Here is a 23,684-nt window from a genome sequence, read left to right as displayed (position 1 = left end):
CAACTACCATCGCTGCCACACCGCACTCGGCGGCCAGCCACCGATCAGCCGTGTGAACAACCCTGCGGGTCAATACATCTAGGCCGTGGTCAGCTTCGGCTCGACGGCGGGTCCGGGCACGCCGGTCACGGGCTGCGGCCGCTCGCGCAGCGACAGCACGACCCGCAGGACCCAGATCCACATCACGGCCGAACCTAGCATGTGCAGGCCGACCAGGATCTCCGGCAGGTCGGTGAAGTACTGCACGTAACCGATGGCGCCCTGCGCGAGCAGGATCAGGAACAACTCGCGGGTGCGGTGCAGCGGGCCCCTGGGCGCGTCGACCGCCTTGAGGACGAACCACAGGGCGAACGTCAGCGTCACCACGATCCAGGCCAGCACGGCGTGCAGCTTGCTGACCGTCTCCCAGTCGACCGGCATCCGCTCGACCTCGCTGGAGTCGCCCGCGTGCGGGCCCGCGCCGGTGACCACCGTGCCGACCAGGATCAGCAGCACGGACGCCGCGACCAGGAACCAGACCAGCTGCCGCACGGCGCTGCCGACCAGCGGGCGCGGCTGACCGTCGCCCTCGCGGGCCCGGTGCCACATGACCGTCGCCACCGCGATGAGCGCGGAGGTCGCCACGAAGTGCGCCGCGACCGTGTACGGGTTCAGGCCGACCAGCACCACGATGCCGCCGAGGATCGCGTTGCTCATCACGATCCAGAACTGCGCCCAGCCCAGCCGGGTCAGCCCGCGCCGGTACGGCTCGGCCGCCCGCGCGGCGATGATGGCCCAGCCGACGGCGGCGCACAGCACGTAGGTCAGCATGCGGTTGCCGAACTCGATGGCGCCGTGGACGCCCATCTCGGCGGTCGAGGTGAGCGAGTCGTCGGTGCACTTGGGCCAGGTCGGGCAGCCCAGGCCCGAGCCGGTCAGCCGCACGGCGCCACCGGTGACCACGATGAGCACCGACATCACGAGTGCGGACAGGGCGGCGCGCCGGACGGTCCGGGGGTCCGGGGTCCAGCGCGCGGCGATGAAGGCGAGCGGGTTGCGCAGGGCCGCCAGGGCGTCGGCACGGGTCAGGTTCGGCACGCGTCCCATCGTAGGACGCGGCTTGTGCACGCTTTCACGAGGGTCGGGCCCGGCCCCCGCCCCGGCTGGGGCGATGGCGGCCGGCGGTGGCGAGTGTCACTCCCAGCGGAAGAAGTGCCCGGCGGCGGCGAGCCCGGCCACCGCCCAGGCCGCGAGGATCCCCAGGTCGCCCCAGGGCATCGCGGCCCCGTGCTGCAGCACGTCCCGCAACCCGTCGGACAGCGCGGCGACGGGCAGCAGGCCGAGGACGTCCTGGGCGCCCGCGGGGAACTTCTCGAGCGGGACGACGACCCCGCCGCCGACGAGCAGCAGCAGGAACACCAGGTTCGCCGCGGCGAGCGTCGCCTCCGCCTTCAGCGTGCCGGCCATGAGCAGCCCCAGGCCGGAGAAGGCCGCCGTGCCGAGCACGAGGAGCAGCAGCACGGCGAACGGGTTGCCGTGCGGCGACCAGCCCAGCGCGATCGCGATCGCCGTGAGCAGCACCACCTGCAACACCTCGGTGACCAGCACCGACAGCGTCTTGGCCGTCATCAGGCCCCAGCGCGGCAGGGGTGAGGAGGCGAGCCGCTTCAGCACCCCGTAGCGCCGCTCGAAGCCGGTCGCGATGGCCTGGCCGGTGAACGCGGTCGACATCACCGCCAGCGCGAGGATGCCGGGGGTGAGGAAGTCGACGGCCTCGCCCGAGCCCGTGTCGACGATGTCCACGGTGCTGAACAGCACCAGCAGCAGGGTCGGGATGACGACGGTGAGCAGCAGCTGCTCGCCGTTGCGCAGGAGCATCTTCGTCTCCAGCGCTGCCTGGGCGGCGATCATGCGGGGCAGGGGCGCCGCACCGGGCCGGGGGGAGTAGGTGCCGGTGGCGGTCATGAACGCAGCTCCTTGCCCGTCAGTTCCAGGAAGACGTCCTCCAGGGTGTGCCGTTCCACCGAGATCCGCTCCGGCATCACCCCGTGCTGGGCGCACCAGGAGGTGACCGTGGCGAGCAGTTGGGGGTCGACCTTGCCCACGACCCGGTACGAGCCCGCAGTCAGCTCGGCCGCGGAGCAGTCGGCGGGCAGGGCCTTGAGCAGGGAGCCCACGTCGAGACCGGGCCGGCCGGTGAAGCGCAGGGTGTTCTCGGCGCCCCCGCGGCACAGCTGCTCGGGCGAGCCCTGGGCTATGACCCGGCCGGCGTCGATGATCGCCACGTCGTCGGCGAGCTGCTCGGCTTCGTCCATGTAGTGGGTGGTGAGGATCACCGACACGCCGTCGGCGCGCAGGTCCCGGACCAGGTCCCAGGTGGCGCGGCGGGCCTGCGGGTCGAGCCCGGCGGTCGGCTCGTCCAGGAACACCAGCTCCGGGCGGCCGACCACGGCCATCGCCAGCGCCAGCCGCTGCTGCTGGCCGCCCGACAGCCGCCGGTAGGACGTGCGCCCGCAGGAACCGAGGCCGAGGCGTTCGATGAGGGCGTCCACGTCGAGGGGGTGGGCGTGCAGCTTCGCCACGTGGCGGAGCATCTCGTCGGCGCGCGAGCCGGAGTAGACCCCGCCGGACTGGAGCATCACGCCGATGCGGGGCCGCAGGCCCGCGGAGTGCCGCACCGGGTCGAGGCCCAGGACGCGCACCGTGCCGGAGTCCGGCGTGCGGTACCCCTCACAGGTCTCGATCGTGGTGGTCTTGCCCGCCCCGTTGGGGCCGAGCACGGCGGTCACGCCCTCCCGGGCCTCCAGGTCGAGCCCGTCCACCGCGGTCTTCGTGCCGTACCGCTTCACCAGGGCCTGGACCTGGACCACGGGCTCACTTCGCATGGGTCCAGAGTCTAGGAGGCGCGCGTGGGCTCAGAGCCGGGGGTCCCCCGGCGCGAGCGGGCCCGGCAGCGGTGCGGCGGGCGGGATCTCCTCCTCGCGCGGCCGGTGCACGGCCAGCCAGCGCTCGGCGTACGCCACCGCGTCCGCCACCGGGAACAGCCGCACCTCGGCGGCCCCGACCCTGCCGCGCACGACGGGCCGGTCGCGCTCGAAGTCGTAGCCCAGCTCGTCGAACCGGTCGGAGCTGATCGACACCTCGATCACGGTCTCCCAGCCGTCCGGACCGGGCCTGCCCACCGCCACCCGCGGGGACGGGATGCGGTACTCGGCGAGGTGGAAGCTCGTGCAGGAGGCGTAGCCCGCCCCGAGCAGCAGCACCCGCGCGCCCATCGCCTCCAGCGTCGCCAGTGGGCTGCGCTCGCCCAGCCGGCAGCCGGGGTCGTGCCCCTCGACGACCTCGGCCGCACGCGCCCCGAGGGCGGCGAACGAGGTCTGCGGATGGGCGCTGCGCAGCGCCCCGGGCCAGGTGCGCACGGTCTCCGGGACGATGCCGACTCCGCGCGAGGGCGTGACGGCGGGGTCGTACGCGGGCATCGTGGCGCGGATGGCCGGCCACCACTGCGGGGGCACGGGCGGGTTGCTCCACAGCGCCGGGTCGGACAGCTCGCCGGTCTGGGTGGGGACCACCAGCGTGCCCCCGGGGCCGAGCGCGTCGAGGAGGGCCTGGACCACGGCGACGGGGCCGCCGTTGACCCAGCCGAGGGCCCGGAGCGAGGAGTGCACCAGGAGGGTCTCGCCGGGGCGCACGCCCAGTTCGCGCAGTTCCGTGCGGAGTGTCTCGCGGGTGACAAGAGGGCCGGTCGGAGGGGGTGTCGGCATGGTTGTGGAGTGTCCCCGAAGGGGCCACGCCATGCCACCGTTTTGATCGATCAGCGATCGTTTCCGCAGGTCGGCTTAGGTTTGCCTAAGTGACGCAGGGCACCGTCGGGCGCCGCGCACGCCGCTTGCCCGGCCCCGGTGAATTACGCAACAATGGCGTTGTGAAAAACGTCGGCGAGGCTCGGGAGACCCCCACGGGGGCCCCGCAGGAGGAGCTCGCGACCGGGGAGCGGTCCACCCGCAACCGGGTCGCGCGGTCCATCCTGGACCACGGCCCCTCGACCGTCGCGGAGCTCGCCGAGCGCCTGGGCCTGACCCAGGCGGCCGTGCGCCGCCACCTCGACGCCCTCGCGGGCGACGGCGTGGTCGAGGCGCGCGAGCGCAGGGTCTACGGCGCGCGCACCCGCGGCCGCCCGGCCAAGGTGTTCGCCCTGACGGACTGCGGCCGGGACGCCTTCGACCAGTCCTACGACACGCTCGCGGCCGACGCCCTGCGCTGGATCGCCGACCGCGAGGGCGGCAGCGAGGCGATCGCCGCCTTCGCCCGCGCCCGCATCGCCGCGCAGGCCGGCGCCTACCGCGCCGCGGTCGAGTCCGCGTCCCCCGAGGAGCGCACCGAAGCCCTGGCGAAGGCGCTGAGTGCCGACGGGTACGCTGCTACGGCGCGCAGCGCGCCCCACCCGCAACAGGGTGAGCAGCTCTGCCAGCACCACTGCCCGGTCGCCCACGTCGCCGAGCAGTTCCCGCAGCTGTGCGAGGCGGAGACGGAATTTTTCGCGGAGCTGCTCGGTACGCACGTCCAGCGGCTCGCCACCATCGCCCACGGCGACGGCGTCTGCACGACGTTCATCCCCAAGATTTCCCACAACGCATCTGCAAGCACGGCCGGGAGGAACCCCGCATGACTCTCCCCACGGAGACTGCCCACCCTGAGCTGGAGGGCCTGGGCAAGTACGAGTACGGCTGGGCCGACTCCGACACGGCCGGCGCCTCCGCCAAGCGCGGCATCAACGAGGACGTCGTCCGGGACATCTCCGCCAAGAAGAGCGAGCCGGAGTGGATGACGAAGCTCCGCCTCAAGGGCCTGCGCCTGTTCGAGAAGAAGCCCATGCCGAACTGGGGCTCGGACCTGTCGGGCATCGACTTCGACAACATCAAGTACTTCGTGCGCTCCACGGAGAAGCAGGCGGAGTCCTGGGAGGACCTGCCCGAGGACATCAAGAACACCTACGACAAGCTCGGCATCCCCGAGGCGGAGAAGCAGCGCCTCGTGGCCGGTGTCGCCGCGCAGTACGAGTCGGAGGTCGTCTACCACCAGATCCGCGAGGACCTGGAGGAGCAGGGCGTCATCTTCCTCGACACCGACACCGCGCTGAAGGAGCACCCGGAGCTCTTCAAGGAGTACTTCGGCACGGTCATCCCGGCCGGTGACAACAAGTTCGCCGCGCTGAACACCGCCGTGTGGTCCGGCGGCTCCTTCATCTACGTGCCGCCGGGCGTCCACGTGGAGATCCCGCTCCAGGCCTACTTCCGCATCAACACGGAGAACATGGGCCAGTTCGAGCGGACGCTGATCATCGTCGACGAGGGTGCCTACGTGCACTACGTCGAGGGCTGCACCGCCCCGATCTACAAGTCGGACTCGCTGCACTCCGCGGTCGTCGAGATCATCGTCAAGAAGAACGCCCGCTGCCGCTACACGACCATCCAGAACTGGTCGAACAACGTCTACAACCTGGTCACCAAGCGCGCCGTCGCCTACGAGGGCGCGACCATGGAGTGGATCGACGGCAACATCGGCTCCAAGGTGACCATGAAGTACCCGGCCGTCTACCTCATGGGCGAGCACGCCAAGGGCGAGACCCTGTCCATCGCCTTCGCGGGCGAGGGCCAGCACCAGGACGCGGGCGCCAAGATGGTCCACATGGCCCCGAACACCTCCTCCAACATCGTCTCCAAGTCGGTGGCGCGAGGCGGCGGCCGCACCTCCTACCGCGGTCTCATCGAGATCGGCGAGGGCGCCCCCGGCTCCAAGTCGAACGTGCTCTGCGACGCCCTGCTGGTGGACACCATCTCCCGCTCGGACACCTACCCCTACGTGGACGTCCGCGAGGACGACGTGTCCATGGGCCACGAGGCGACCGTCTCCAAGGTCTCCGAGGACCAGCTCTTCTACCTGATGAGCCGCGGCCTGAGCGAGGACGAGGCCATGGCGATGATCGTGCGCGGCTTCGTCGAGCCCATCGCCAAGGAACTCCCCATGGAGTACGCGCTGGAGCTCAACCGGCTGATCGAGCTGCAGATGGAGGGCGCGGTCGGCTGACCCGCCCCCTCGACAGCAGACGTCCCACTCAGGAAAGAGAGCACTACGACAGCCATGGCTGAGGCCCAGAACTCCCCCACTCTCGACTCCGCTCGGGCGGGGGGACCTACACCGGTGGGCTCGACCACCGCCGGCTCGATCGCGGTCGCGGCGGAGTCGACCGTCGCCACCCGCATGAGCGCGCCCCCCTCCTTCGACGTCGCGGACTTCCCCGTCCCGCACGGCCGCGAGGAGGAGTGGCGGTTCACCCCGCTGGAGCGTCTGCGCGGCCTGCACGACGGCACCGCCGTCGCCACCGGCAACGGTGTGAAGGTCGAGGTGCAGGCCCCCGAGGGCGTCACCGTCGAGGCCGTCGGCCGCGACGACGCGCGGCTCGGCAGGGCCGGCACCCCGGTGGACCGCGTCGCCGCCCAGGCCTACTCGGCGTTCGAGAAGGCCTCGGTCGTGACCGTTCCCAAGGAGACCGTCCTCACCGAGCCGATCCGCATCGCGGTGCACGGCGAGGGCGGCACCGCCTTCGGCCACCAGGTGATCGAGCTGAAGGCCTTCGCCGAGGCCGTCGTGGTCATCGACCACACCGGTGACGCCGTGCTCGCGGCCAACGTCGACTACCTGCTGGGCGACGGCGCCAAGCTCACCGTCGTCTCCGTGCAGGACTGGGACGACAAGGCCGTGCACGTCGCGCAGCACAACGCGCTCGTCGGCCGTGACGCCTCCTTCAAGTCGGTCGTCGTCACCTTCGGCGGCGACGTCGTCCGGCTCCACCCGCGCGTGCAGTACGCCGGGCCCGGCGGCGAGGCCGAGCTGTTCGGCCTGTACTTCACCGACCGGGGCCAGCACCAGGAGCACCGCCTCCTGGTCGACCACAACGTCCCGCACTGCAAGTCGAACGTCGTCTACAAGGGGGCGCTCCAGGGCGACGACGCCCACGCGGTGTGGATCGGCGACGTGCTCATCGAGGCCAAGGCCGAGGGCACCGACACGTACGAGATGAACCGCAACCTGGTCCTCACGGACGGGGCCCGCGTGGACTCCGTACCGAACCTGGAGATCGAGACCGGCGAGATCGTCGGCGCCGGCCACGCCTCGGCCACCGGCCGCTTCGACGACGAGCAGCTCTTCTACCTCATGGCGCGCGGCATCCCGGAGTACGAGGCCCGCCGTCTGGTGGTCCGCGGGTTCTTCGCCGAGCTGGTCCAGCAGATCGGCGTCCCCGACATCGAGGAGCGCCTGATCGCCAAGATCGAGGAGGAGCTGGAGGCGGCGGTCGCATGACCTTCGTACGCGCCTGCGGACTGGGCGAGCTGGAGGAGGACACCCCCAAGCGGGTGGAGCTCGACGGCACGCCCGTGTCCATCGTGCAGACCGAGGGCGAGGTGTTCGCGATCCACGACATCTGCTCGCACGCGAACGTCTCCCTGTCGGAGGGCGAGGTCGACGACTGCCACATCGAGTGCTGGCTGCACGGTTCGCGCTTCGACCTGCGTTCCGGCAAGCCCGACGCCCTCCCGGCGACGCGCCCCGTCCCCGTATACCCCGTAAAGATCGATGGGGACGACGTGCTCGTCTCCCTCACCCAGGAGTCCTGAGGCACCCATGGCAACGCTTGAAATCCGAGACCTGCACGTCACCGTCGAGGTCGAGAACGGCACGAAGGAAATCCTCAAGGGTGTCGACCTCACCGTGAAGCAGGGCGAGACGCACGCCATCATGGGCCCCAACGGCTCGGGCAAGTCGACCCTCGCCTACTCCCTCGCGGGCCACCCGAAGTACACGATCACCGGCGGCACCGTCACCCTCGACGGCGAGGACGTCCTGGAGATGTCCGTCGACGAGCGGGCCCGTGCCGGCCTGTTCCTCGCCATGCAGTACCCGGTCGAGGTCCCGGGTGTCTCCGTGTCGAACTTCCTGCGCACCTCCGCCACCGCCGTCCGCGGCGAGGCCCCCAAGCTGCGCACCTGGGTGAAGGAGGTCAGGGAGGCCATGGAGCGCCTCAACATGGACCCGTCCTTCGCCGAGCGCAACGTCAACGAGGGCTTCTCCGGCGGTGAGAAGAAGCGCCACGAGATCCTCCAGCTCGAGCTGCTCCGGCCGAAGGTCGCGATCCTGGACGAGACCGACTCCGGTCTGGACGTCGACGCCCTGCGCGTCGTGTCCGAGGGCGTGAACCGCGTCCGCGAGACGGGCGAGGTCGGCACCCTGCTGATCACCCACTACACGCGCATCCTGCGCTACATCAAGCCCGACCACGTGCACGTCTTCTCCGGCGGCCGGATCGTCGAGTCCGGCGGAGCCGAGCTCGCCGACAAGCTGGAGAACGAGGGCTACGAGGCATACACGAAGGGTGGCGCATCCGCGTGACACAGCTGCCGGGCCTCCTCGACACCGAGGCGATCCGCAAGGACTTCCCCATCCTGGACCGCCAGGTCCACGACGGCCAGAAGCTCGTGTACCTGGACAACGCGGCCACCAGCCAGAAGCCGCGCCAGGTGCTGGACGCACTCAGTGAGTACTACGAGCGCTACAACGCCAACGTCCACCGCGGTGTGCATGTGCTCGCCGAGGAGGCCACGGCGCTGTACGAGGGCGCGCGCGACAAGGTCGCGGCGTTCGTCAACGCGCCCTCGCGCGACGAGGTGATCTTCACCAAGAACGCCTCGGAGTCGCTCAACCTCGTGGCGAACATGCTGGGCTGGGCCGACGAGCCCTACCGCGTGGACTCCGAGACCGAGATCGTCATCACGGAGATGGAGCACCACTCCAACATCGTCCCGTGGCAGCTGCTCGCGCAGCGCACGGGCGCGAAGCTGAAGTGGTTCGGCCTCACCGACGACGGCCGCCTGGACCTGTCGAACATCGACGAGGTCATCACCGAGAAGACGAAGATCGTCTCCTTCGTGCTGGTCTCCAACATCCTCGGCACCCAGAACCCGGTCGAGGCGATCGTGCGCCGCGCCCAGGAGGTCGGCGCGCTGGTCTGCGTCGACGCCTCCCAGGCGGCCCCGCACATGCCGCTGGACGTGCAGGCCCTGCAGGCCGACTTCGTGGCCTTCACCGGCCACAAGATGTGCGGCCCGACCGGCATCGGCGTCCTGTGGGGCCGCCAGGAGCTGCTGGAGGACCTCCCTCCGTTCCTCGGCGGCGGCGAGATGATCGAGACGGTGTCGATGCACTCCTCGACCTACGCGCCGGCTCCCCACAAGTTCGAGGCGGGCACGCCCCCGATCGCCCAGGCGGTCGGTCTGGGCGCGGCGATCGACTACCTCGAGTCGATCGGCATGGAGAAGATCCTCGCCCACGAGCACGCCCTGACCGAGTACGCGGTCAAGCGGCTGCTGGAGGTCCCCGACCTGCGCATCATCGGCCCCACCACGGCCGAGGAGCGCGGCGCGGCGATCTCCTTCACGCTCGGCGACATCCACCCGCACGACGTGGGCCAGGTCCTCGACGAGCAGGGCATCGCGGTCCGGGTCGGACACCACTGCGCACGGCCGGTCTGCCTGCGGTACGGAATTCCTGCGACCACGCGAGCGTCGTTCTATCTGTACTCCACGCCGGCCGAGATCGACGCGCTGGTCGACGGCCTGGAGCACGTTCGGAACTTCTTCGGCTGAAGGGCGTGAGCTGAGACCGTGAAGCTGGACTCCATGTACCAGGAAGTCATCCTGGACCACTACAAGAACCCGCACGGGCGTGGTCTTCGGGATGGCGACGCCGAGGTGCACCACGTCAATCCGACGTGCGGCGACGAGATCACGCTGCGCGTGAAGTACGACGGCACGACGATCGAGGACGTCAGCTACGAGGGCCAGGGCTGCTCCATCAGCCAGGCCTCGGCGTCCGTGCTGAACGAGCTGCTGGTCGGCAAGGAACTGTCCGACGCGCGGAAGATCCAGGAGACCTTCCTGGAGCTGATGCAGTCCAAGGGCCGGATCGAGCCCGACGACGCGATGGAGGACGTCCTGGAGGACGCGGTCGCGTTCGCCGGGGTGTCCAAGTACCCGGCCCGGGTCAAGTGCGCCCTGCTGAGCTGGATGGCCTGGAAGGACGCGACGGCCCAGGTGCTGGGCGGAGCCGACGCCGAGAAGGAGACGACGGCATGAGCGAGACCGTTGAGATGAAGCCGGCCTCGGAGGAAGAGGTCCGCGAGGCGCTGTACGACGTCGTCGACCCCGAACTGGGCATCGACGTCGTCAACCTCGGCCTGATCTACGGCATCCACATCGACGACGCGAACATCGCGACGCTCGACATGACCCTGACGTCGGCGGCCTGCCCGCTGACGGACGTCATCGAGGACCAGGCCAAGTCGGCCACGGACGGCCTCGTGAGCGAACTGCGCATCAACTGGGTCTGGATGCCCCCGTGGGGCCCCGACAAGATCACCGATGACGGCCGCGAGCAGCTGCGGGCGCTCGGGTTCAACGTCTGAGATCCCCCGGCACGACGAGAAGGGGCGGCATCCTGCGGGGTGCCGCCCCTTCTTCGCATGCCCGCTCAGCCCGGCCCGGCCACCAGCCGGAACGCCGAGTCTGCGCGGTACAGGGCGCCGGGCTCGTACGGGTCCAGGCGGACCCGGAAGTCGCGGTGGCGCAGGAAACGGCCGGGATGGTTGACCGACTCCAGCATGACCGCGCCCGAGGCGGCCGCCGGGCGGGAGCAGAACGTGGCGTCCTTCCGGAACAGGGACGAGCCGTCGTCGGCGTCGGCGACCAGGATGAAGCTGCGGTGGCGCAGGTAGCGGCCGTCCGCCGTGGCGAAGGAGGAGCAGGAGGGGTCGGCGAGGCCGGCCACCCGCCGGAAGGAGGCCCCCTCGCGCTGGTGCGCGCCGAGGCCGATCGGCTCCAGGCGCACGGAGCCGTCGCGGACCCGCCAGTAGCGGTCGGGGTAGTTCACCGAGCGTACGGAGGTGCCGGGGGAGGCGGGCCGCTCCGAGGGCTTCGCGGAGCCGGTGGACTCCGGCGGCTCGGGGGCCTTCCGCTGCGGCTCCGGCGCGAGGGCGGAGCCGGTGGGCGCGCTCGTGGCCGGAGTCGGGGACGGACGGCCGCGATGCCCTTCGGGGGAGGCGCTCGCGCCTTTCGAGGGGGTCGCGAAGGAGATCAGGCCGCCCGGGGCCGAGTGGCCGAGGGTGGTCGGCTCGGCCGCCCGGCGGGCCGGCTCGTCGGACCGGTCCCCCGTCACGGTGACGGCCGTGACGCACGCGGTGATCGTGGCCAGGGCCAGGGCACCCGCCAGCCAGAGCCGCCGGGTTCCGGGCGCCCGGGTGGTGTCCGGGGCCCAGCCGCTCTCCCAGGGGCGGTCCTGGGGCGGGCGGGATCTCTCGTCTGGCATGCGCTGTTCCTCCGGCGGAGCACCCTCGGCGGCCTGCGGTCCCGGCGGCCCCGGGTGTGATCGCTGACACCGTAGTGGACCGGCGGGGCGGCTGTGACCCGTTCGGAGAGAGCGATTTCCCGCAGATATCAAGCCGTTGTCCTGAGCCTCGGCACGACTGTTGTGTACGCCCGTACATACGCTGTGTACGCTCGTACATATGGGTTATCTGCTGCTCGCCGGCGCCATCACCGCCGAAGTGGTCGCGACCACCGCCATGAAGTACAGCGACGGGTTCAGCAAGATCGGGCCCTCGCTGCTCACACTCCTCGGGTACCTGGTCTCCTTCGCGCTGCTCGCGCAGACGCTGAAGACGGTCTCCGTCGGCACGGCCTACGCGATCTGGGCCGGGGTCGGCACCGCCGCCATCGCCACGATCGGCATCGTTTTCCTCGGTGAGGGGATGACCGTCGCCAAGGCGGCCGGGATCGCGCTGATCATCGTCGGGGTCGTCGTGCTGAACCTGGGGGGTGCGCACTGATGCCCCGGCGCCACGACCCCGAGCGCCGGCAGCGGATCATCGAGGCCGCGATCCGGGTCGTCGGCGCCAAGGGCATCGCCGGACTGAGCCACCGCGCCGCCGCGGCCGAGGCCGACGTGCCGCTCGGTTCCACGACGTACCACTTCAAGACCCTCGACGAGCTGCTGGTCGCCGCCCTGCGGCAGACCAACGAGGGCTTCGCCGAGGTGATCGCCTCGTGCGGTGACCTGGACGACGCCCGCGTCGATCTGGCCGCCGCACTCGCCGGATGGATCGGTCAGTGGCTCGCCGGGGACCGCACCGGGGTGGAGCTGGAGTACGAGCTGTACCTGGCCGCCCTGCGCCGGCCCGCCCTGCGGCCCGTCGCCGCCGAGTGGGCCGAGGGCGTCGCCGGGCAGCTGTCCCGCCGTACGGATCCGGTGACCGCGCGGGCCCTGGTGGCCGTCGTCGACGGGATCTGCCTCCAGGTCCTGCTCACCGGGGCCCCCTACGACGAGGCCTACGCGCGGGAGGTGCTCGCACGGGTGCTGGGCGGGGCGTCCGGCTGACGACGACGCGGCGGCGAGGAGTGCGTCCGTAGTGCACGAGGTCTCCCGCACGGGGTGGCACCGACCGGCTCGTGAGACGTCCGGGGACCGGTTCGCATCGAGCGGTGTCCGCCGGTTAGGTTGCCCTCATGACCGACACGACTGCTCCCCGCACCACCGGCGCCGTGGCCGCCGGCCTCGCCACGATCGCCGCCGACGGCACCGTTCTCGACACCTGGTTCCCCGCGCCCGAGCTCGTCGACGAGCCCGGCCCGTCCGGCACCGAGCGGCTGTCCGCCGAGCGTGCCGCGGAGCTGCTCGGCGGGGGCGCCACCGCTGCGGTCGGCCCCGACGCCCGCCGCGGCGTCGAGGTGGTCGCGGTCCGCACGGTCATCGCCTCGCTCGACGAGAAGCCCATCGACGCGCACGACGTCTATCTGCGTCTGCACCTGCTCTCCCACCGCCTGGTCAAGCCGCACGGCCAGAGCCTGGACGGCATCTTCGGCTTCCTCGCCAACGTCGCCTGGACCTCGCTCGGCCCGGTCGCCGTCGACGACCTGGAGAAGGTCCGGCTCAACGCCCGCGCCGAGGGCCTGCACCTCCAGGTGACCTCCGTGGACAAGTTCCCGCGCATGACGGACTACGTGGCCCCCAAGGGCGTGCGGATCGCCGACGCCGACCGGGTCCGCCTCGGCGCGCACCTCGCCGAGGGCACCACCGTCATGCACGAGGGCTTCGTCAACTTCAACGCCGGCACGCTCGGCACGTCGATGGTCGAGGGCCGCATCTCCGCCGGTGTCGTCATCGGCGACGGCTCGGACATCGGCGGCGGCGCCTCCACCATGGGCACCCTGTCCGGCGGCGGCAACGTCATCATCTCCATCGGCGAGCGCTGCCTGATCGGCGCCGAGGCCGGCGTGGGCATCGCCCTCGGCGACGAGTGCGTCGTCGAGGCCGGCCTCTACGTCACCGCGGGCACCCGCGTCACCATGCCCGACGGGCAGATCGTCAAGGCCCGCGAGCTGTCCGGCGCCTCCAACATCCTCTTCCGCCGCAACTCGGTCACCGGCGCCGTCGAGGCCCGTCCGAACAACGCGGTGTGGGGCGGGCTGAACGAGATCCTGCACAGCCACAACTGACGGTCCGGCTCGGCCTCGGGCGGTCCCGGCGGTCCCGGGACCGCCCGGGGCCTTCCCGTACGGATGACTCCGCGTGACCTCGTGGGGGTTTCGGCAGATGAACGGGTGGACGCAGTGTCCGATCAACAGCCGAAACGACGAAATGGGGACCGGGGCATGAGGAACGAGCGGGGGCGGGCCGTGGCGCGCCGTCTGGCGGTGACCGTCGCGGCGCTGACGGTGTGCTGGCTGCCGGCGGGCGGTGCGCACGCCGACGAGACCAACACCGGCTCGCGCAACGGCCACCGGATCGGCCTGCTCAACGTCGAGGTGGGCCAGATCGACGACCCGGCGGAGGACGTCCTGGAGCACACGCTGCTGTTCGGTGACGGGTACGCCTGGAACTGAACCGGACGCACCGACGGCGCAACGGCCCGTGCCGTACACCCGCGGCACGGGCCGTTCCCGTCGGCCGGCTCAGGTCGCGAGCAGCCGTGCGTGCAGACCGACGAGGTCGGCGACCGTGCCCGGGCCGGCGGCGCGCAGCGGAGGGCGGACCGGGCCCGCCGGCAGGGACAGGGTGTTCAGCAGGGCCTTGGTGGTGACGGTGCCCGGCAGGCCCGCCGCCATGACCGCCTCGATGAGGGGGGTGGCGCGCTGCTGCAGACGGGCCGCTCGTGCGGTGTCGCCCGTGTCGAAGGCGTCCAGCACGGCCCGCAGCCGGTCCGGGACCACGTTCGCGACCGTACTGACGTATCCGGCGCCGCCCACGGCGTACAGGGCGAGATTGTGCTCGTCGCAGCCCGCGTAGTACGCCAGGTCCGTGCGGGACAGCACCTTCTGCGCGGCGAGGAAGTCGCCCGAGCAGTCCTTGACCGCCGTGATGCGCGGGTGCGCGGCGAGGCGCAGCAGCGTTTCCGCTTCGACGCGGACGCCGGTGCGGACGGGGATGTCGTAGAGCATGAGCGGGAGCCCGGTGGAGTCGGCGATCTGGCGGAAGTGCGCCTCGATCGCGTCCTGCGGGGGTCGGCTGTAGTAGGGCGCGACCACCAGCAGGCCGTCCGCTCCCGCCTTCTCGGCCTGCCCGGCCAGCTCCGCGGTGTGGCGGGTGTCAGGGGTACCGGCGCCCGCGACGATCGACGCCCCGTCCCCGACGGCCTCGCGCACGGCGGTGATCAGGGCCGCCTTCTCGGCGTCCGTGGTGGTCGGCGACTCACCCGTCGTGCCGGACAGGACGAGGCCGTCGCACCCGGCGGCGACCAGGTGGGCGGCGAGCTGCTGGGCGCCGTCGAGGTCGAGGGTCCCGGACTCGGTGAAGGGCGTGATCATCGCGCACAGCGTGCGGCCGAAGGGTGACGTCATGGCAGCAGTGTCGTCGCGTTCAGTGTGTAGCTCTACTTAAATCTTCTACGCGATGTCGTTCAGTGACGCTGCGAGGTCGGGGTGGGGGCGATCTGACGCCCTATGTCCAAGCCGGGGGTGTGTGGGTCACTATGGCCAGGAGGTCAGCCGCGGTGTCATGGGAGGCGTCATGAAGCTCGGTAAGGCACTGGCCAGGGGTGTGGCGGAGGAGCAGCCGCACGGCCGGGACGAGAAGAGCGGGCTGCCGGGAGCGGCGCAGGCGGGGGCCGGTGCCCGGGCCGGCGGTGAGGTTCCGGCCGGGGGCGAGGGCCGGGCTGCGGACGAGGTCCGGGTTGCGGCCGTCGCGGCCGGCGAAGAGGTGCCGGCCGCCCGATGAGGCTGCGGCTTCCGGCGGAGCGTCCGGCGGAGCCGCCGACCGGGTACAAGATCGCCCACCCGATGCTGTCCCAGGACGGCACCCGGGCCGGGTTCACCGGCGTGTCGCTGGGCGGTGCGCTGCCGTACGGCGTGCTGGCCGACGCGTCCTGCGTCTACGGCCTGCGGCATCGCCCGCCGCACCGCCGCTGCGACTGCGGCTTCCACTGCGTGCACGACCGTGCGGCCGCCGAGGCGCTGTTGTGCACCGCCGAGCACCGGACCGCCGTGCTGCTGGAGGTCTCCGTCCTGGGTGCCTACCTCCGCTTCGAACGCGGGTTCCGTTACGCCCGGCAGCGGGTGCGTGCCGTGACCGTGGGGCGGTGCGCCTGCGGCGCGGTGGCGGGGGCGCTGGCCGATGCCGGGTGGGGGCGGGCCGGCTGGCAGGCCCTCGCGCCCCGGTGCGGAGAGTGTGCGCGGGGGCGGGCGGGGGTGTCGCTCGCCGAGTTCGCGCGGCTGGCGGGGGGCGGTGTGCGGATGGTGGCCGGGAGCGGGGCACCGGTGGTGGCCGTCGGGGGTGTCGCGCCGGGGGCTGCGGGCCCGGGGACGCGGACAGGGGTGCGGACCGACGCGTCCGGCCTGGCGGAACTGGCCGCCGAAGCCGCCCTGTTGCAGGCCCGGCTCGACTGGTTCCAGGTGCAGCTCGCCCGGCTCGGCGAACGGGGTGAAGACGCCGGACCGCAGGGGTAGTGGACCGGACAGCCGGGTACTCGGGTTCCTGCTTCGAGAGGAGGCGGCACCGTGACCGGGACCATGGATCACCGAGTCGTGCGCGACGGGCGCCGCTGCGTGGGTGAGCTCGTCGACCAGGCCGCCGAACAGGCCTCCCGGCTCGTACGGCAGGACGCGGCGCTCGCCGAGGGGGAGCCGGCCGAGAAGGGCCGCCGGGCCGGACGCGGCGGCGGGCTGCCGGGCGCGCCGGGGCCGTCGCCTGCGCCGGGTTCGTCGCGCCGGCCGGTCCGGGGGTCGCCGCGCTCTCGCCGGTGCTGCCCGTGCGGGCGGCGGCGCCGATCGTCACGGGGGTGCTGTTCGTGATCGCGGGCGGGCCGGCCGCGCTCGGGCGGGGGCGGCTGAGGCAGGCCGCGCCGCCCACACCCCCGAGGGCGATCGGCAGCGTCAGGGCGGACGTGGAGGAGATCAAGGAAAGGGCGCATCGATGACGAAGCCGACGGGTGGGGCCAAGGGGCCCGACGAGTTGCGGCAGCAGATCGAGCAGACGCGCGGTGAACTCGGGAACACGGTGGAGGAGTTGGCCGGCAAGGCCGACGTGAAGGGGCCGGCGCTGGCCCGGGCCGCCGACCTGCGGGACAAGGCCGGGGCGATGTCGGTGCAGTTGCGCAGCAGCGCGGCGCAGGCGGGGCACGCGGTGCAGGAACGCGCGGCGCAGGCCGGGCCGGGACCGGTGCGGACGATCGTGCAGGCCGGGGTGCGGCATCCGCGGCCGGTGCTCATGGCCGGGGCGGCCGCCGGAGTGGTGGCCATCGGAGTCCTGCGGTGGAGGCACGCACACGGGCACCGCTGAAGCGCGGGTGTGCCGGCCGAGTGGGTGCGGCTGCCCGGGCCCGGGTGCGGGCGCTCCGCCGCGAGCGGTTCGGGACGCCTCTGCGTACGGGGCCTCCGGCGGCACCGGGTGCCCGCGCGGGCGGCCCTCGCGGTTGCGGGTGCCCCTTCCGGGTGACGGCGGGTGCGGGCGGCTCCCGGTGCGACGTCCTTGACCTCGAGCTCGGTCGAGGTTGAAGGGTGAGGGGTGCACACGAAGCGGCGCTACGACTGGAGTGGTCCATGCGAACCGAAGAGCACCCCGACCCCACCGACCCCCGTGCCGGTGCCCCCTTCTTCAGCACCTGGCGGGTCGGCACGCCCGAGCGCCAGCGGCGGGCGGTGGAGGCCATCGGACGGACCTGGGAACGGCGGCCCTGGCCCGCGAAGGGCCTGCTGGGCTATCACGTGTATGCCGGACACGACGGATCGACGCTGATGCACTACTCGCAGTGGCGCGGCGAGCAGGACTACGAGGCCTTCTTCAAGACGCACCGGCAGGAGCGCAACGACGAGATCGACACCGCCGTGCCGGGCATCGAACGGGTGGAGCTGAGGCGGTACCGGCGGTACCGCAGCCGGGAGCGTGCGGCGGGGGACGTGCGGGTCCCGGGCCTGATCGTCACCGTGCGGATCGACTTCGAGGGTGCCGGGGGCCGGGAGGAGTGGGTCGACCTGGTGCTGAAGGCACTGGAGGGCGACACCGAGGGGCACGCGGGGCTGGTGTCCGCCCACTTCCACCTGAGCACGGACGGCGGTCACGTGCTGAACTACGCCGAGTGGGAGAGCGCCGCCGCCTACGAGCGGGCCCTGGCCGCGCCGTCGACCGACGTCTGGGAGCGGGTGCGCACGTATGACGGCGTGACGGGCTTCGCCGGCAGCCGGTACGCGCACGCGCTGGGGCTGGTGCCCGGGTGAGGGTGCGTGGGGCCGGTCGTGCCGGCCCCACGCGGGGTGTCACGGACGGAAGCGCAGGATCTGCGGGTCGTGGTCGCTGATCTGGTCGTTGAACTCCGCGTTGATGTGCACGCTGTCGTACTCGAAGTCGCAGCCGCGGCGGATCGACGGGCTGACCAGGATCTGGTCCAGGACCTGGCTGTTGCCCTGGTAGACGTACGAGTAACGCTCACCGCGCGGCAGGGACTTGACCGCCGACCACAGCTCGCCGTCGCCCTCGAGGAGCCGCGTGGTCCTGGAGAACTCGAAGTCGTTGATGTCGCCCAGCGTGATGACGTTCGCGTTCTTCTGGGTGTCGAGGATGTCCTTGACGAAGGCGTTCACCACCGTGGCCTGCTGGTGGCGCTGGGTCTCGGAGCTGCGCGCCGGGGGCTGGTACTGGGAGGTGAAGCTCTGGTCGCCGCCCTTGGAGTTGAAGTGGTTGGCGATCACGAAGACCGTGCGGCCGCGGAAGACGAACTCGCCCGCCAGCGGCTTGCGGCTGTTCTTCCAGGCCTCGTCGGCCGGGGCGACACGGCCCGGGCTCAGCGTCAGGTGCGCCTTGCCGCGGATCTTCGTCACGCCGGTGGCCGTCGTGGCGTCGCCGCCCGCCCGGTCCGCGAAGGAGACCCGCTCCGGGTTGAACAGGAACGCCTGACGGATGTTGCCGCCGGGCTCGCCGCCGTCGGTGCCGTCGGCCGGGTCGATCGCGCGCCAGTCGTACGCCGGGCCGCCGGCCGCGACGATCGCGTCGATCAGCTTGCTCAGCGTCCGGTCGGCCGCGACCGTGCCGTCGTTCGTCGCGCCGTTGTTGTCCTGGATCTCCTCCAGGGACACGATGTCGGGCGACTTGAGGTTGTGCACGATCGCGGAGGCGTGCGCGGCGAACGTGTCGTCGGACGGGTCGAGGTTCTCCACGTTGTAGGTGGCGACCGCGAGTTCGCCGGAGCGCTGCTCGCGGGTCGTCTCGCGCTCCAGGCCCGCGCTCCTCAGCCTGCCGAGCTCGCTCGCGACCAGGGTGTAGCCGCCGAACTGGTTGTAGTCCAGGGGGCCGGCGGTGCTGCCCTCGAGGGTGTCGCCCACGTTCGCCTTGGGGAAGCCGGCCGGTGTGCCGAGCGACTGGATCTGGAGACGGCCGGTGTTCTGGTCGTCGTAGGAGCCGTAGACCGTGCCGCCGCGGCGGTTGCGGTTCTCGTGCGGCTTCACCGTCACCCACAGCTCGGTGTACGGGTCGGTGGCGCCGACCACGCGGGTGTCGGTGACCCGGACGGTCATGCCCTCCAGCGCCTCGTAGTGGTCCAGGGCGTACGCGTCGGGCTTCAGCGGCAGGGCGTTGACCGAGCCGCCGGCGGCGGCGTCACCGGCCGGGGCGTAGGCCGCCGGCACCGAGCGCGAGGTGATCGCCGTGGCGGCCGGGAGCGCGTTGCCGCTGGAGACGACCGTGGTCGCCGGCTTGGTGAGCTGCGTGACGGACTGGTTGCCGGAGTTCGTGCCGCCCGGCACGAACTCCGTGACCGTGCCGCTCACCGTCACGGAGTCGCCCACGGCGACACCCTTGGGGGTGGAGCCGGTGAAGACGAAGACGCCCTCACTGGTGGCCGGGTCGGCGTCCGGGTTCGGGTCCTGGATCCAGAAGCCGCGGGAGGAACCGTAGGTGCGGATGCCGGTGACGATTCCGGCCACGTCGGTGACCTGCTTGCCCGCGTAGGGGGAGGTCCGGGTGCTGCCCTGGATGTCGTGGATGCGGACCGACTCCGCGTGCGCGGGGGTGGTGAGGACGATCGTGGAAGCCGCGGAACACGCGGCGGCGACGGTGAGCGCGGCGAGGCGCGCGGACGACTTGCTCGGCAACGGGATTCCCTCCGGGGACGTGACAGGGCGCCGGGACGAGGGCGAACGTGTGGGACGACTGCTGGCCGCTCCCGGTGGGGCGGGGCGGTGACGCGCGGAGAAAGCGGGCGGACGCGTGGACGGGCCGGGGCCGGTCCGGTGAACAGGTGTCCGCCGACTTCTACGCGCGTCAATCTCCAGCCTGTTCATGTCACTTGTCAAGGTTTCGGCCATGTACGGCGGTCGACGAGGAGATGAAGTGGGCGGCATGGGTGGAAATCCGTCTAGGCTGAGCGGTTGAGTCACCTGAGGCGCGCTGGGCCTGTCGTTCGGCGACCGTCAGGCCGCAGGGAACCGACGGTGACTGATCGACGCGGCAGACGTGCGTGTCAGAGTCCACGTCCGCGGCGTGATCCGAACGACAGGCCCTAGGAGAACCAGCCGATGTCAGACAGCTCCCCCCTGCCGCCGGTGCGGCTGCACAGCGAAGCGGAGCTGGCGCGCGACGCGCTGTCCACGCCGTTGCTGTCCCGGGCCGCCCGGCTCGCCCGCTGGGCCGGGCCGGACACCCGCGTCGACGCGGGGGGCGGCCTCGTCGACGAGCAGCTCCCCGCCGCGGCCGAGGCGCTCGGGCTGAGCGGGGACGACGCCGCGGCCGACGCCAGTGAGGCCTGGCGGGTCGCCGTGGACGCCGGTCTCGTCGAGGTGGTCGACGAGGAGGAGGGCACCGTCACGGTGGGTGAGGAGCTCGCGCTGCTCACCGCCGGCTCCCCGCAGGACGTCCTGGCCGTCTGGCTCGCCGCCCTGGAGACCGTGCTCGCCGACGCGAGCGTGCCCGACCTCGACGGGCTCCTCGACGAGGACGGCGAGGTCGACCTCTCCGCCCTGGACTGGGACCCGGAGGCCGAGGCCGAGTTCCTCGACGGCGTCCTGGGCAACCTCTACCTGCTGACCGCCGGCGAGGACACCCCCGGCGCCCCCGTGCCCCTTCCGGCGCTGGCCGCCTCGGTGATCGTGCCGAGCGACATGGGCGAGCCCACCAACGACGTCCTGGAGCAGGTGTCGGACGCGATGATGCGGCTGGACGACCAGTTCCGGATGCTGGAGCCGGCCGGGTTCGTCGAGTACCAGCCGGTGGACGAGGCGCTGATGGCCGACGCCGACGAGGAGCCCGCCGCACCCGTCGACGACACCGACGTCTCCCGCTACGGCATGGTCCGGCTCACCCCGCTCGGGCTGTACGGCATGCGCGCCCGGCTGCTGGAGGCCGGGTTCGACGCACCCGCCGTCGGCGGTCTCGCCGACAAGGGGGCCGACGCGCTGCTCGACGGCACCGCCACCTACCCGCCCGGCGCCGCGCAGGCCGAGACGGAGCAGTGGCTGCAGCGGCGGGAACCGCTCGACGCGGCACGGGAGTTGCTGGCGGCGGCGCGGGGTTCCGACGCCGGGGCGCCGTTGCGGCGGCTGCGCTGCCAGCAGGCCCTGTCGCTGGTGGGCCCCTCCGCCGAACCCGCCCTGCGGGAGGTGCTCGACGACGCCGAGCTGGGCGGGCTCGCCCGTGTCTGGCTGACCGAGCAGGGGGCGGCGGACGTTCCCGCGCCCTCCGAGGCGATGGTGTACTGGCTGACCATCGACACGGTCGCCGCGCAGCTCGCCGCCGAGGGCAACTCCGAGGAACTGCGGGCCCTGGTGGCCGGGCTCGCGCAGCAGCACAGCGGGTTCTTCTCCGCCGTGTGGCGGGTCGAGCACCCGGCGACCGCCGACGTGCTGGAGGCGATGGGGCGGCTGCACCCCGACAAGCGGGTCGCGAAGGAAGCGCGGAAGGCCGCGTTCAAGGCGCGGTCGCAGCAGGGGGGCTGAGCCCCGGGCGGGTGCCCCGGCGCCGTCGTGGCTTATCGCGCAGTTCCCCGCGCCCCCGGGGTGTTGTTCAACCGGCGTTCACGGCTGAGCGGGACGGTTTCACCGAAAGAGGTCCGCCACCTCCCACGGCATCCTCACCGTCTCAGGAGACTTCATGTCGCTCACCCGTAGGGACTTCGCCAGGAACACCGCGATCACCGGTGCCGGTGTCGCGCTGGCGGGCAGTGTCGGGGCCCTCGCCACCGCCCCGAACGCCCTCGCGTCCTACGACACCGACAGCGCCGAGGGCACCGCGGACGCCCGGCACGGCGTGGGCTACGGGCCGCTAGTCCCCGATCCCCGGGGCATCCTCGCACTGCCCGCCGGCTTCACGTACCGGGTCATCACCCACAGCGGGAAGACCAAGCTGGAATCGGGCGAGTACACCCCGTCCAACCACGACGGCACCGCCGCCTTCGACGGCCCCCGTGGCACCACCCTGCTCGTCAACAACCACGAGCTGAAGGGCCCGCGCGCCAACTGGACGCACCCCGTGCCCCTCACCGAGGGCCTCGTCTACGACCCGGCCGCGGCCGGTGGCTGCACCGTCGTGGAGGTGCGCCCCGACGGACGCGTCGCCGAGTGGGTGGGCATCGCCGGCACCTCCACCAACTGCGCGGGCGGCCGCACCCCCTGGGGCACCTGGCTCACCTGCGAGGAGAACTCCGACAAGGCCGGCGTCAACGGCATGACCAAGGACCACGGTTACGTGTTCGAGGTCGACCCCGGCGACCGCCGTGCCAACCGCGACCCCAAGCCGCTGAAGTTCTTCGGCCGCTACGACCACGAGGCCGTCGTCATCGACCCCAGGCGCGGCCACGCCTACCTCACCGAGGACGCCTCCGGCCCCAACGGCCTCTTCTTCCGCTGGACCCCGCCGAAGGGCTTCAGCCACGGCCCCGGGAAGTTCCGCAGGCTCGCCGACGACGCCGGCGTCCTGCAGGCGCCCAAGTGCTTCGACTCCGGCGGCAAGTTCGTCGACGACCTGTCCCGCGCCACGCGCATCGGCACCGTCTACGGCGTCGACTGGGTGGACGTCCCCGACCGCGACGCCCGCACCACCCCCGTGCGCAAGCAGTTCGGCGACCGCGACGTCACCCGCGCCCGCAAGCTGGAGGGCATGTGGTGGGGCGACGGCGGTGCCTACATCGTCTCCTCCTACGCCCGTGACGAGAGCCCCGTCCAGCACGACGGCCAGGTCTGGTTCTACGACCCCAAGCGCCGCACCCTGACGCTGAAGGTCCTGCTCGGCGTGAACCCCGACCCGGCCGAGGGCGGAGCCTTCGACGGTCCGGACAACATCACCGTCTCCCCGTACGGCGGTCTGGTCATCGCCGAGGACGGCGAAGGCGTGCAGCACCTGTTCGGAGCCACCGACAGCGGACGCACCTACCCGATCGCCCGCAACGAGCTGAACATCGGCACCGCACAGGAGCCCCAGTACAGCGAGTTCGCGGGAGTCACCTTCTCGCCCGACGGCCGGACTCTTTTCGCGAGCATCCAGACCCCCGGCATCCTGCTCGCCATCACGGGGCCCTGGAAGCGGCAGAAGAGGAATTGACCGCTCGCAGGCCCGGCTCCGCGCCTCCTGAGAATCCGACGCCGCCGCCGACTTGATCTCCGGAGGCGCGGCATGGTGGGTACCCGGCGCGAAGGCGACGGTTACTTCCTGGGACCGGACGGTTGCGGGTTCGAGTCCCGTCGCGACTCCGGGCCGCCGTAGCTCACCATGGCGCGATGCGACGGCAAGGCGACGCGGGCCCGTCCCGTCTCGCGGGTCACCTCCACGGGACGCGTGCCGCGCGCGTACGAGGACGGCCGGGTCACCGAACGCGACGCGCGCGCGGAAGCCTGGGCGGAACCGGCACCACCGAAGCGGTGCACGGGCACTACGACGGGCACGACCGGGTGCCGATCCTCACCGACGAGCAGTACACGCACCACCACCGCGGCGGCCCGGCCGAGCAGGCCCCGGCCGACGTGCCGCTCCCCACCTGGAACCTGGCCGGCCACCCGGCGGGCCACGGCCCGTCGGGCACCGCGAACCGGCACGCCTTCGGTGGCCTGTCGGACGCCGCGTTCGGCATGGTCCCGCTGACCGAGGCCGCACAGACGACCTCTTGTTGCGCCGTCTTCTGACAT

Annotated in this window: 25 protein-coding genes and 2 pseudogenes; 20 read left to right on the top strand and 7 right to left on the bottom strand. The window is 72.0% G+C overall.

The window, feature by feature from the left end; all coding sequences use genetic code 11:
* Window positions 1-78: 78 nt before the first annotated feature.
* The 4 genes from Q5694_RS28625 to Q5694_RS28610 all read right to left on the bottom strand — a co-directional run bounded on the left by Q5694_RS28625 (window position 79) and on the right by Q5694_RS28610 (window position 3,743).
* Window positions 79-1,086: a COX15/CtaA family protein gene (locus tag Q5694_RS28625; protein WP_333936315.1), complete on the bottom strand. Its 1,008-nt coding sequence runs from the start codon at window positions 1,084-1,086 to the stop codon at window positions 79-81.
* A gap of 87 nt (window positions 1,087-1,173) precedes the next feature.
* Entirely contained in the window at window positions 1,174-1,944 is a 771-nt protein-coding gene (locus tag Q5694_RS28620) for an ABC transporter permease (RefSeq protein WP_333936314.1), read from the bottom strand.
* Window positions 1,941-2,864, bottom strand: a complete 924-nt coding sequence (locus Q5694_RS28615) for an ABC transporter ATP-binding protein (protein ID WP_333936312.1) — start codon at window positions 2,862-2,864, stop codon at window positions 1,941-1,943. The genes Q5694_RS28620 and Q5694_RS28615 overlap by 4 nt, the downstream gene beginning before the upstream one ends.
* Before the next feature lie 30 nt (window positions 2,865-2,894).
* Window positions 2,895-3,743, bottom strand: a complete 849-nt coding sequence (locus Q5694_RS28610) for an aminoglycoside N(3)-acetyltransferase (protein ID WP_333936311.1) — start codon at window positions 3,741-3,743, stop codon at window positions 2,895-2,897.
* Window positions 3,744-3,904: 161 nt separating this feature from the next.
* Between Q5694_RS28610 and Q5694_RS28605 the strand changes: the two genes are divergently transcribed.
* Genes Q5694_RS28605 through Q5694_RS28570 form a run of 8 tightly spaced genes read left to right on the top strand, consistent with a single transcriptional unit; the run spans window position 3,905 to window position 10,498 of the window.
* Window positions 3,905-4,648 (top strand): helix-turn-helix transcriptional regulator, encoded by a 744-nt coding sequence (locus Q5694_RS28605; RefSeq protein ID WP_333936310.1) that lies wholly within the window; start codon window positions 3,905-3,907, stop codon window positions 4,646-4,648.
* On the top strand, window positions 4,645-6,066 hold the full coding sequence (sufB, locus tag Q5694_RS28600; RefSeq protein WP_333936309.1) for a Fe-S cluster assembly protein SufB: 1,422 nt from the start codon (window positions 4,645-4,647) through the stop codon (window positions 6,064-6,066). The genes Q5694_RS28605 and sufB overlap by 4 nt, the downstream gene beginning before the upstream one ends.
* Window positions 6,067-6,120: 54 nt before the next feature.
* The gene (sufD, locus tag Q5694_RS28595) at window positions 6,121-7,341 is read left to right on the top strand and encodes a Fe-S cluster assembly protein SufD (RefSeq protein WP_333936308.1); all 1,221 of its coding nucleotides are present in this window, start codon (window positions 6,121-6,123) and stop codon (window positions 7,339-7,341) included.
* Window positions 7,338-7,655 carry a non-heme iron oxygenase ferredoxin subunit gene (locus tag Q5694_RS28590; RefSeq protein ID WP_309095074.1) on the top strand — a complete coding sequence of 106 codons (318 nt, stop codon included), beginning with the start codon at window positions 7,338-7,340 and terminating at the stop codon, window positions 7,653-7,655. The genes sufD and Q5694_RS28590 overlap by 4 nt, the downstream gene beginning before the upstream one ends.
* 7 nt (window positions 7,656-7,662) lie before the next feature.
* Window positions 7,663-8,427 (top strand): Fe-S cluster assembly ATPase SufC, encoded by a 765-nt coding sequence (sufC, locus tag Q5694_RS28585; protein ID WP_333936307.1) that lies wholly within the window; start codon window positions 7,663-7,665, stop codon window positions 8,425-8,427.
* The gene (locus tag Q5694_RS28580) at window positions 8,424-9,680 is read left to right on the top strand and encodes a cysteine desulfurase (protein WP_333936306.1); all 1,257 of its coding nucleotides are present in this window, start codon (window positions 8,424-8,426) and stop codon (window positions 9,678-9,680) included. The genes sufC and Q5694_RS28580 overlap by 4 nt, the downstream gene beginning before the upstream one ends.
* An 18-nt stretch (window positions 9,681-9,698) precedes the next feature.
* Window positions 9,699-10,169 carry a Fe-S cluster assembly sulfur transfer protein SufU gene (sufU, locus tag Q5694_RS28575; RefSeq protein WP_333936304.1) on the top strand — a complete coding sequence of 157 codons (471 nt, stop codon included), beginning with the start codon at window positions 9,699-9,701 and terminating at the stop codon, window positions 10,167-10,169.
* The gene (locus tag Q5694_RS28570; RefSeq protein ID WP_028809645.1) at window positions 10,166-10,498 is read left to right on the top strand and encodes a metal-sulfur cluster assembly factor; all 333 of its coding nucleotides are present in this window, start codon (window positions 10,166-10,168) and stop codon (window positions 10,496-10,498) included. Before sufU ends, Q5694_RS28570 begins: the two co-directional genes overlap by 4 nt.
* 65 nt (window positions 10,499-10,563) lie before the next feature.
* Here Q5694_RS28570 and Q5694_RS28565 read toward each other — a convergent pair whose 3' ends face one another.
* Window positions 10,564-11,397 carry an AbfB domain-containing protein gene (locus Q5694_RS28565; RefSeq protein ID WP_333936302.1) on the bottom strand — a complete coding sequence of 278 codons (834 nt, stop codon included), beginning with the start codon at window positions 11,395-11,397 and terminating at the stop codon, window positions 10,564-10,566.
* 199 nt (window positions 11,398-11,596) lie between these two features.
* On the opposite strand from Q5694_RS28565, the gene Q5694_RS28560 reads away from it, so the two are divergent.
* The 4 genes from Q5694_RS28560 to Q5694_RS28545 all read left to right on the top strand — a co-directional run bounded on the left by Q5694_RS28560 (window position 11,597) and on the right by Q5694_RS28545 (window position 13,970).
* Complete coding sequence (locus Q5694_RS28560) at window positions 11,597-11,917, top strand: DMT family transporter (protein WP_333936301.1); 321 nt, start codon at window positions 11,597-11,599, stop codon at window positions 11,915-11,917.
* Entirely contained in the window at window positions 11,917-12,465 is a 549-nt protein-coding gene (locus Q5694_RS28555) for a TetR/AcrR family transcriptional regulator (RefSeq protein ID WP_333936300.1), read from the top strand. The genes Q5694_RS28560 and Q5694_RS28555 overlap by 1 nt, the downstream gene beginning before the upstream one ends.
* 128 nt (window positions 12,466-12,593) lie before the next feature.
* The gene (gene dapD / locus Q5694_RS28550) at window positions 12,594-13,583 is read left to right on the top strand and encodes a 2,3,4,5-tetrahydropyridine-2,6-dicarboxylate N-succinyltransferase (protein WP_333936299.1); all 990 of its coding nucleotides are present in this window, start codon (window positions 12,594-12,596) and stop codon (window positions 13,581-13,583) included.
* Between the two features lie 156 nt (window positions 13,584-13,739).
* A complete protein-coding gene (locus Q5694_RS28545) occupies window positions 13,740-13,970 on the top strand; it encodes a hypothetical protein (protein WP_333936298.1) in 231 nt (76 codons plus the stop codon).
* 69 nt (window positions 13,971-14,039) lie between these two features.
* On the opposite strand, the gene dapA is transcribed toward Q5694_RS28545, so the two are convergent.
* On the bottom strand, window positions 14,040-14,924 hold the full coding sequence (dapA, locus tag Q5694_RS28540; RefSeq protein ID WP_333936297.1) for a 4-hydroxy-tetrahydrodipicolinate synthase: 885 nt from the start codon (window positions 14,922-14,924) through the stop codon (window positions 14,040-14,042).
* A gap of 169 nt (window positions 14,925-15,093) precedes the next feature.
* Here dapA and Q5694_RS28535 point away from each other — a divergent pair, with 169 nt between their 5' ends.
* The 5 genes and pseudogenes from Q5694_RS28535 to Q5694_RS28515 all read left to right on the top strand — a co-directional run bounded on the left by Q5694_RS28535 (window position 15,094) and on the right by Q5694_RS28515 (window position 17,795).
* Window positions 15,094-15,300 carry a hypothetical protein gene (locus Q5694_RS28535; protein ID WP_333936296.1) on the top strand — a complete coding sequence of 69 codons (207 nt, stop codon included), beginning with the start codon at window positions 15,094-15,096 and terminating at the stop codon, window positions 15,298-15,300.
* A complete protein-coding gene (locus tag Q5694_RS28530) occupies window positions 15,297-16,028 on the top strand; it encodes a hypothetical protein (RefSeq protein ID WP_333936295.1) in 732 nt (243 codons plus the stop codon). The genes Q5694_RS28535 and Q5694_RS28530 overlap by 4 nt, the downstream gene beginning before the upstream one ends.
* Window positions 16,029-16,079: 51 nt before the next feature.
* Window positions 16,080-16,498 (top strand): annotated as a pseudogene (locus tag Q5694_RS28525) (phage holin family protein).
* Window positions 16,495-16,860, top strand: a complete 366-nt coding sequence (locus tag Q5694_RS28520; RefSeq protein ID WP_333936294.1) for a DUF3618 domain-containing protein — start codon at window positions 16,495-16,497, stop codon at window positions 16,858-16,860. Before Q5694_RS28525 ends, Q5694_RS28520 begins: the two are co-directional and overlap by 4 nt.
* 260 nt (window positions 16,861-17,120) lie before the next feature.
* On the top strand, window positions 17,121-17,795 hold the full coding sequence (locus tag Q5694_RS28515; protein WP_333936293.1) for an antibiotic biosynthesis monooxygenase: 675 nt from the start codon (window positions 17,121-17,123) through the stop codon (window positions 17,793-17,795).
* Window positions 17,796-17,834: 39 nt separating this feature from the next.
* Here the strand turns inward: Q5694_RS28515 and Q5694_RS28510 are convergent, their stop codons facing one another.
* Entirely contained in the window at window positions 17,835-19,664 is a 1,830-nt protein-coding gene (locus Q5694_RS28510) for an endonuclease/exonuclease/phosphatase family protein (protein WP_333936292.1), read from the bottom strand.
* 423 nt (window positions 19,665-20,087) lie between these two features.
* On the opposite strand from Q5694_RS28510, the gene Q5694_RS28505 reads away from it, so the two are divergent.
* From Q5694_RS28505 to Q5694_RS28495, 3 genes and pseudogenes are all read left to right on the top strand, one after another.
* A complete protein-coding gene (locus Q5694_RS28505; protein ID WP_333936291.1) occupies window positions 20,088-21,503 on the top strand; it encodes a hypothetical protein in 1,416 nt (471 codons plus the stop codon).
* A gap of 154 nt (window positions 21,504-21,657) precedes the next feature.
* Window positions 21,658-23,103 (top strand): alkaline phosphatase PhoX, encoded by a 1,446-nt coding sequence (locus tag Q5694_RS28500; RefSeq protein WP_333936290.1) that lies wholly within the window; start codon window positions 21,658-21,660, stop codon window positions 23,101-23,103.
* Window positions 23,104-23,330: 227 nt separating this feature from the next.
* A pseudogene (locus Q5694_RS28495) lies at window positions 23,331-23,681 on the top strand (TROVE domain-containing protein); the annotation flags it as partial.
* Window positions 23,682-23,684 lie beyond the last annotated feature (3 nt).

The organism is Streptomyces sp. AHA2, assembly GCF_036857595.1.
Classification (GTDB): Bacteria; Actinomycetota; Actinomycetes; order Streptomycetales; family Streptomycetaceae; genus Streptomyces.
The sequence above is the reverse complement of the archived record's forward strand: the minus strand, read 5'-3'. Positions and strand labels throughout refer to the sequence as shown.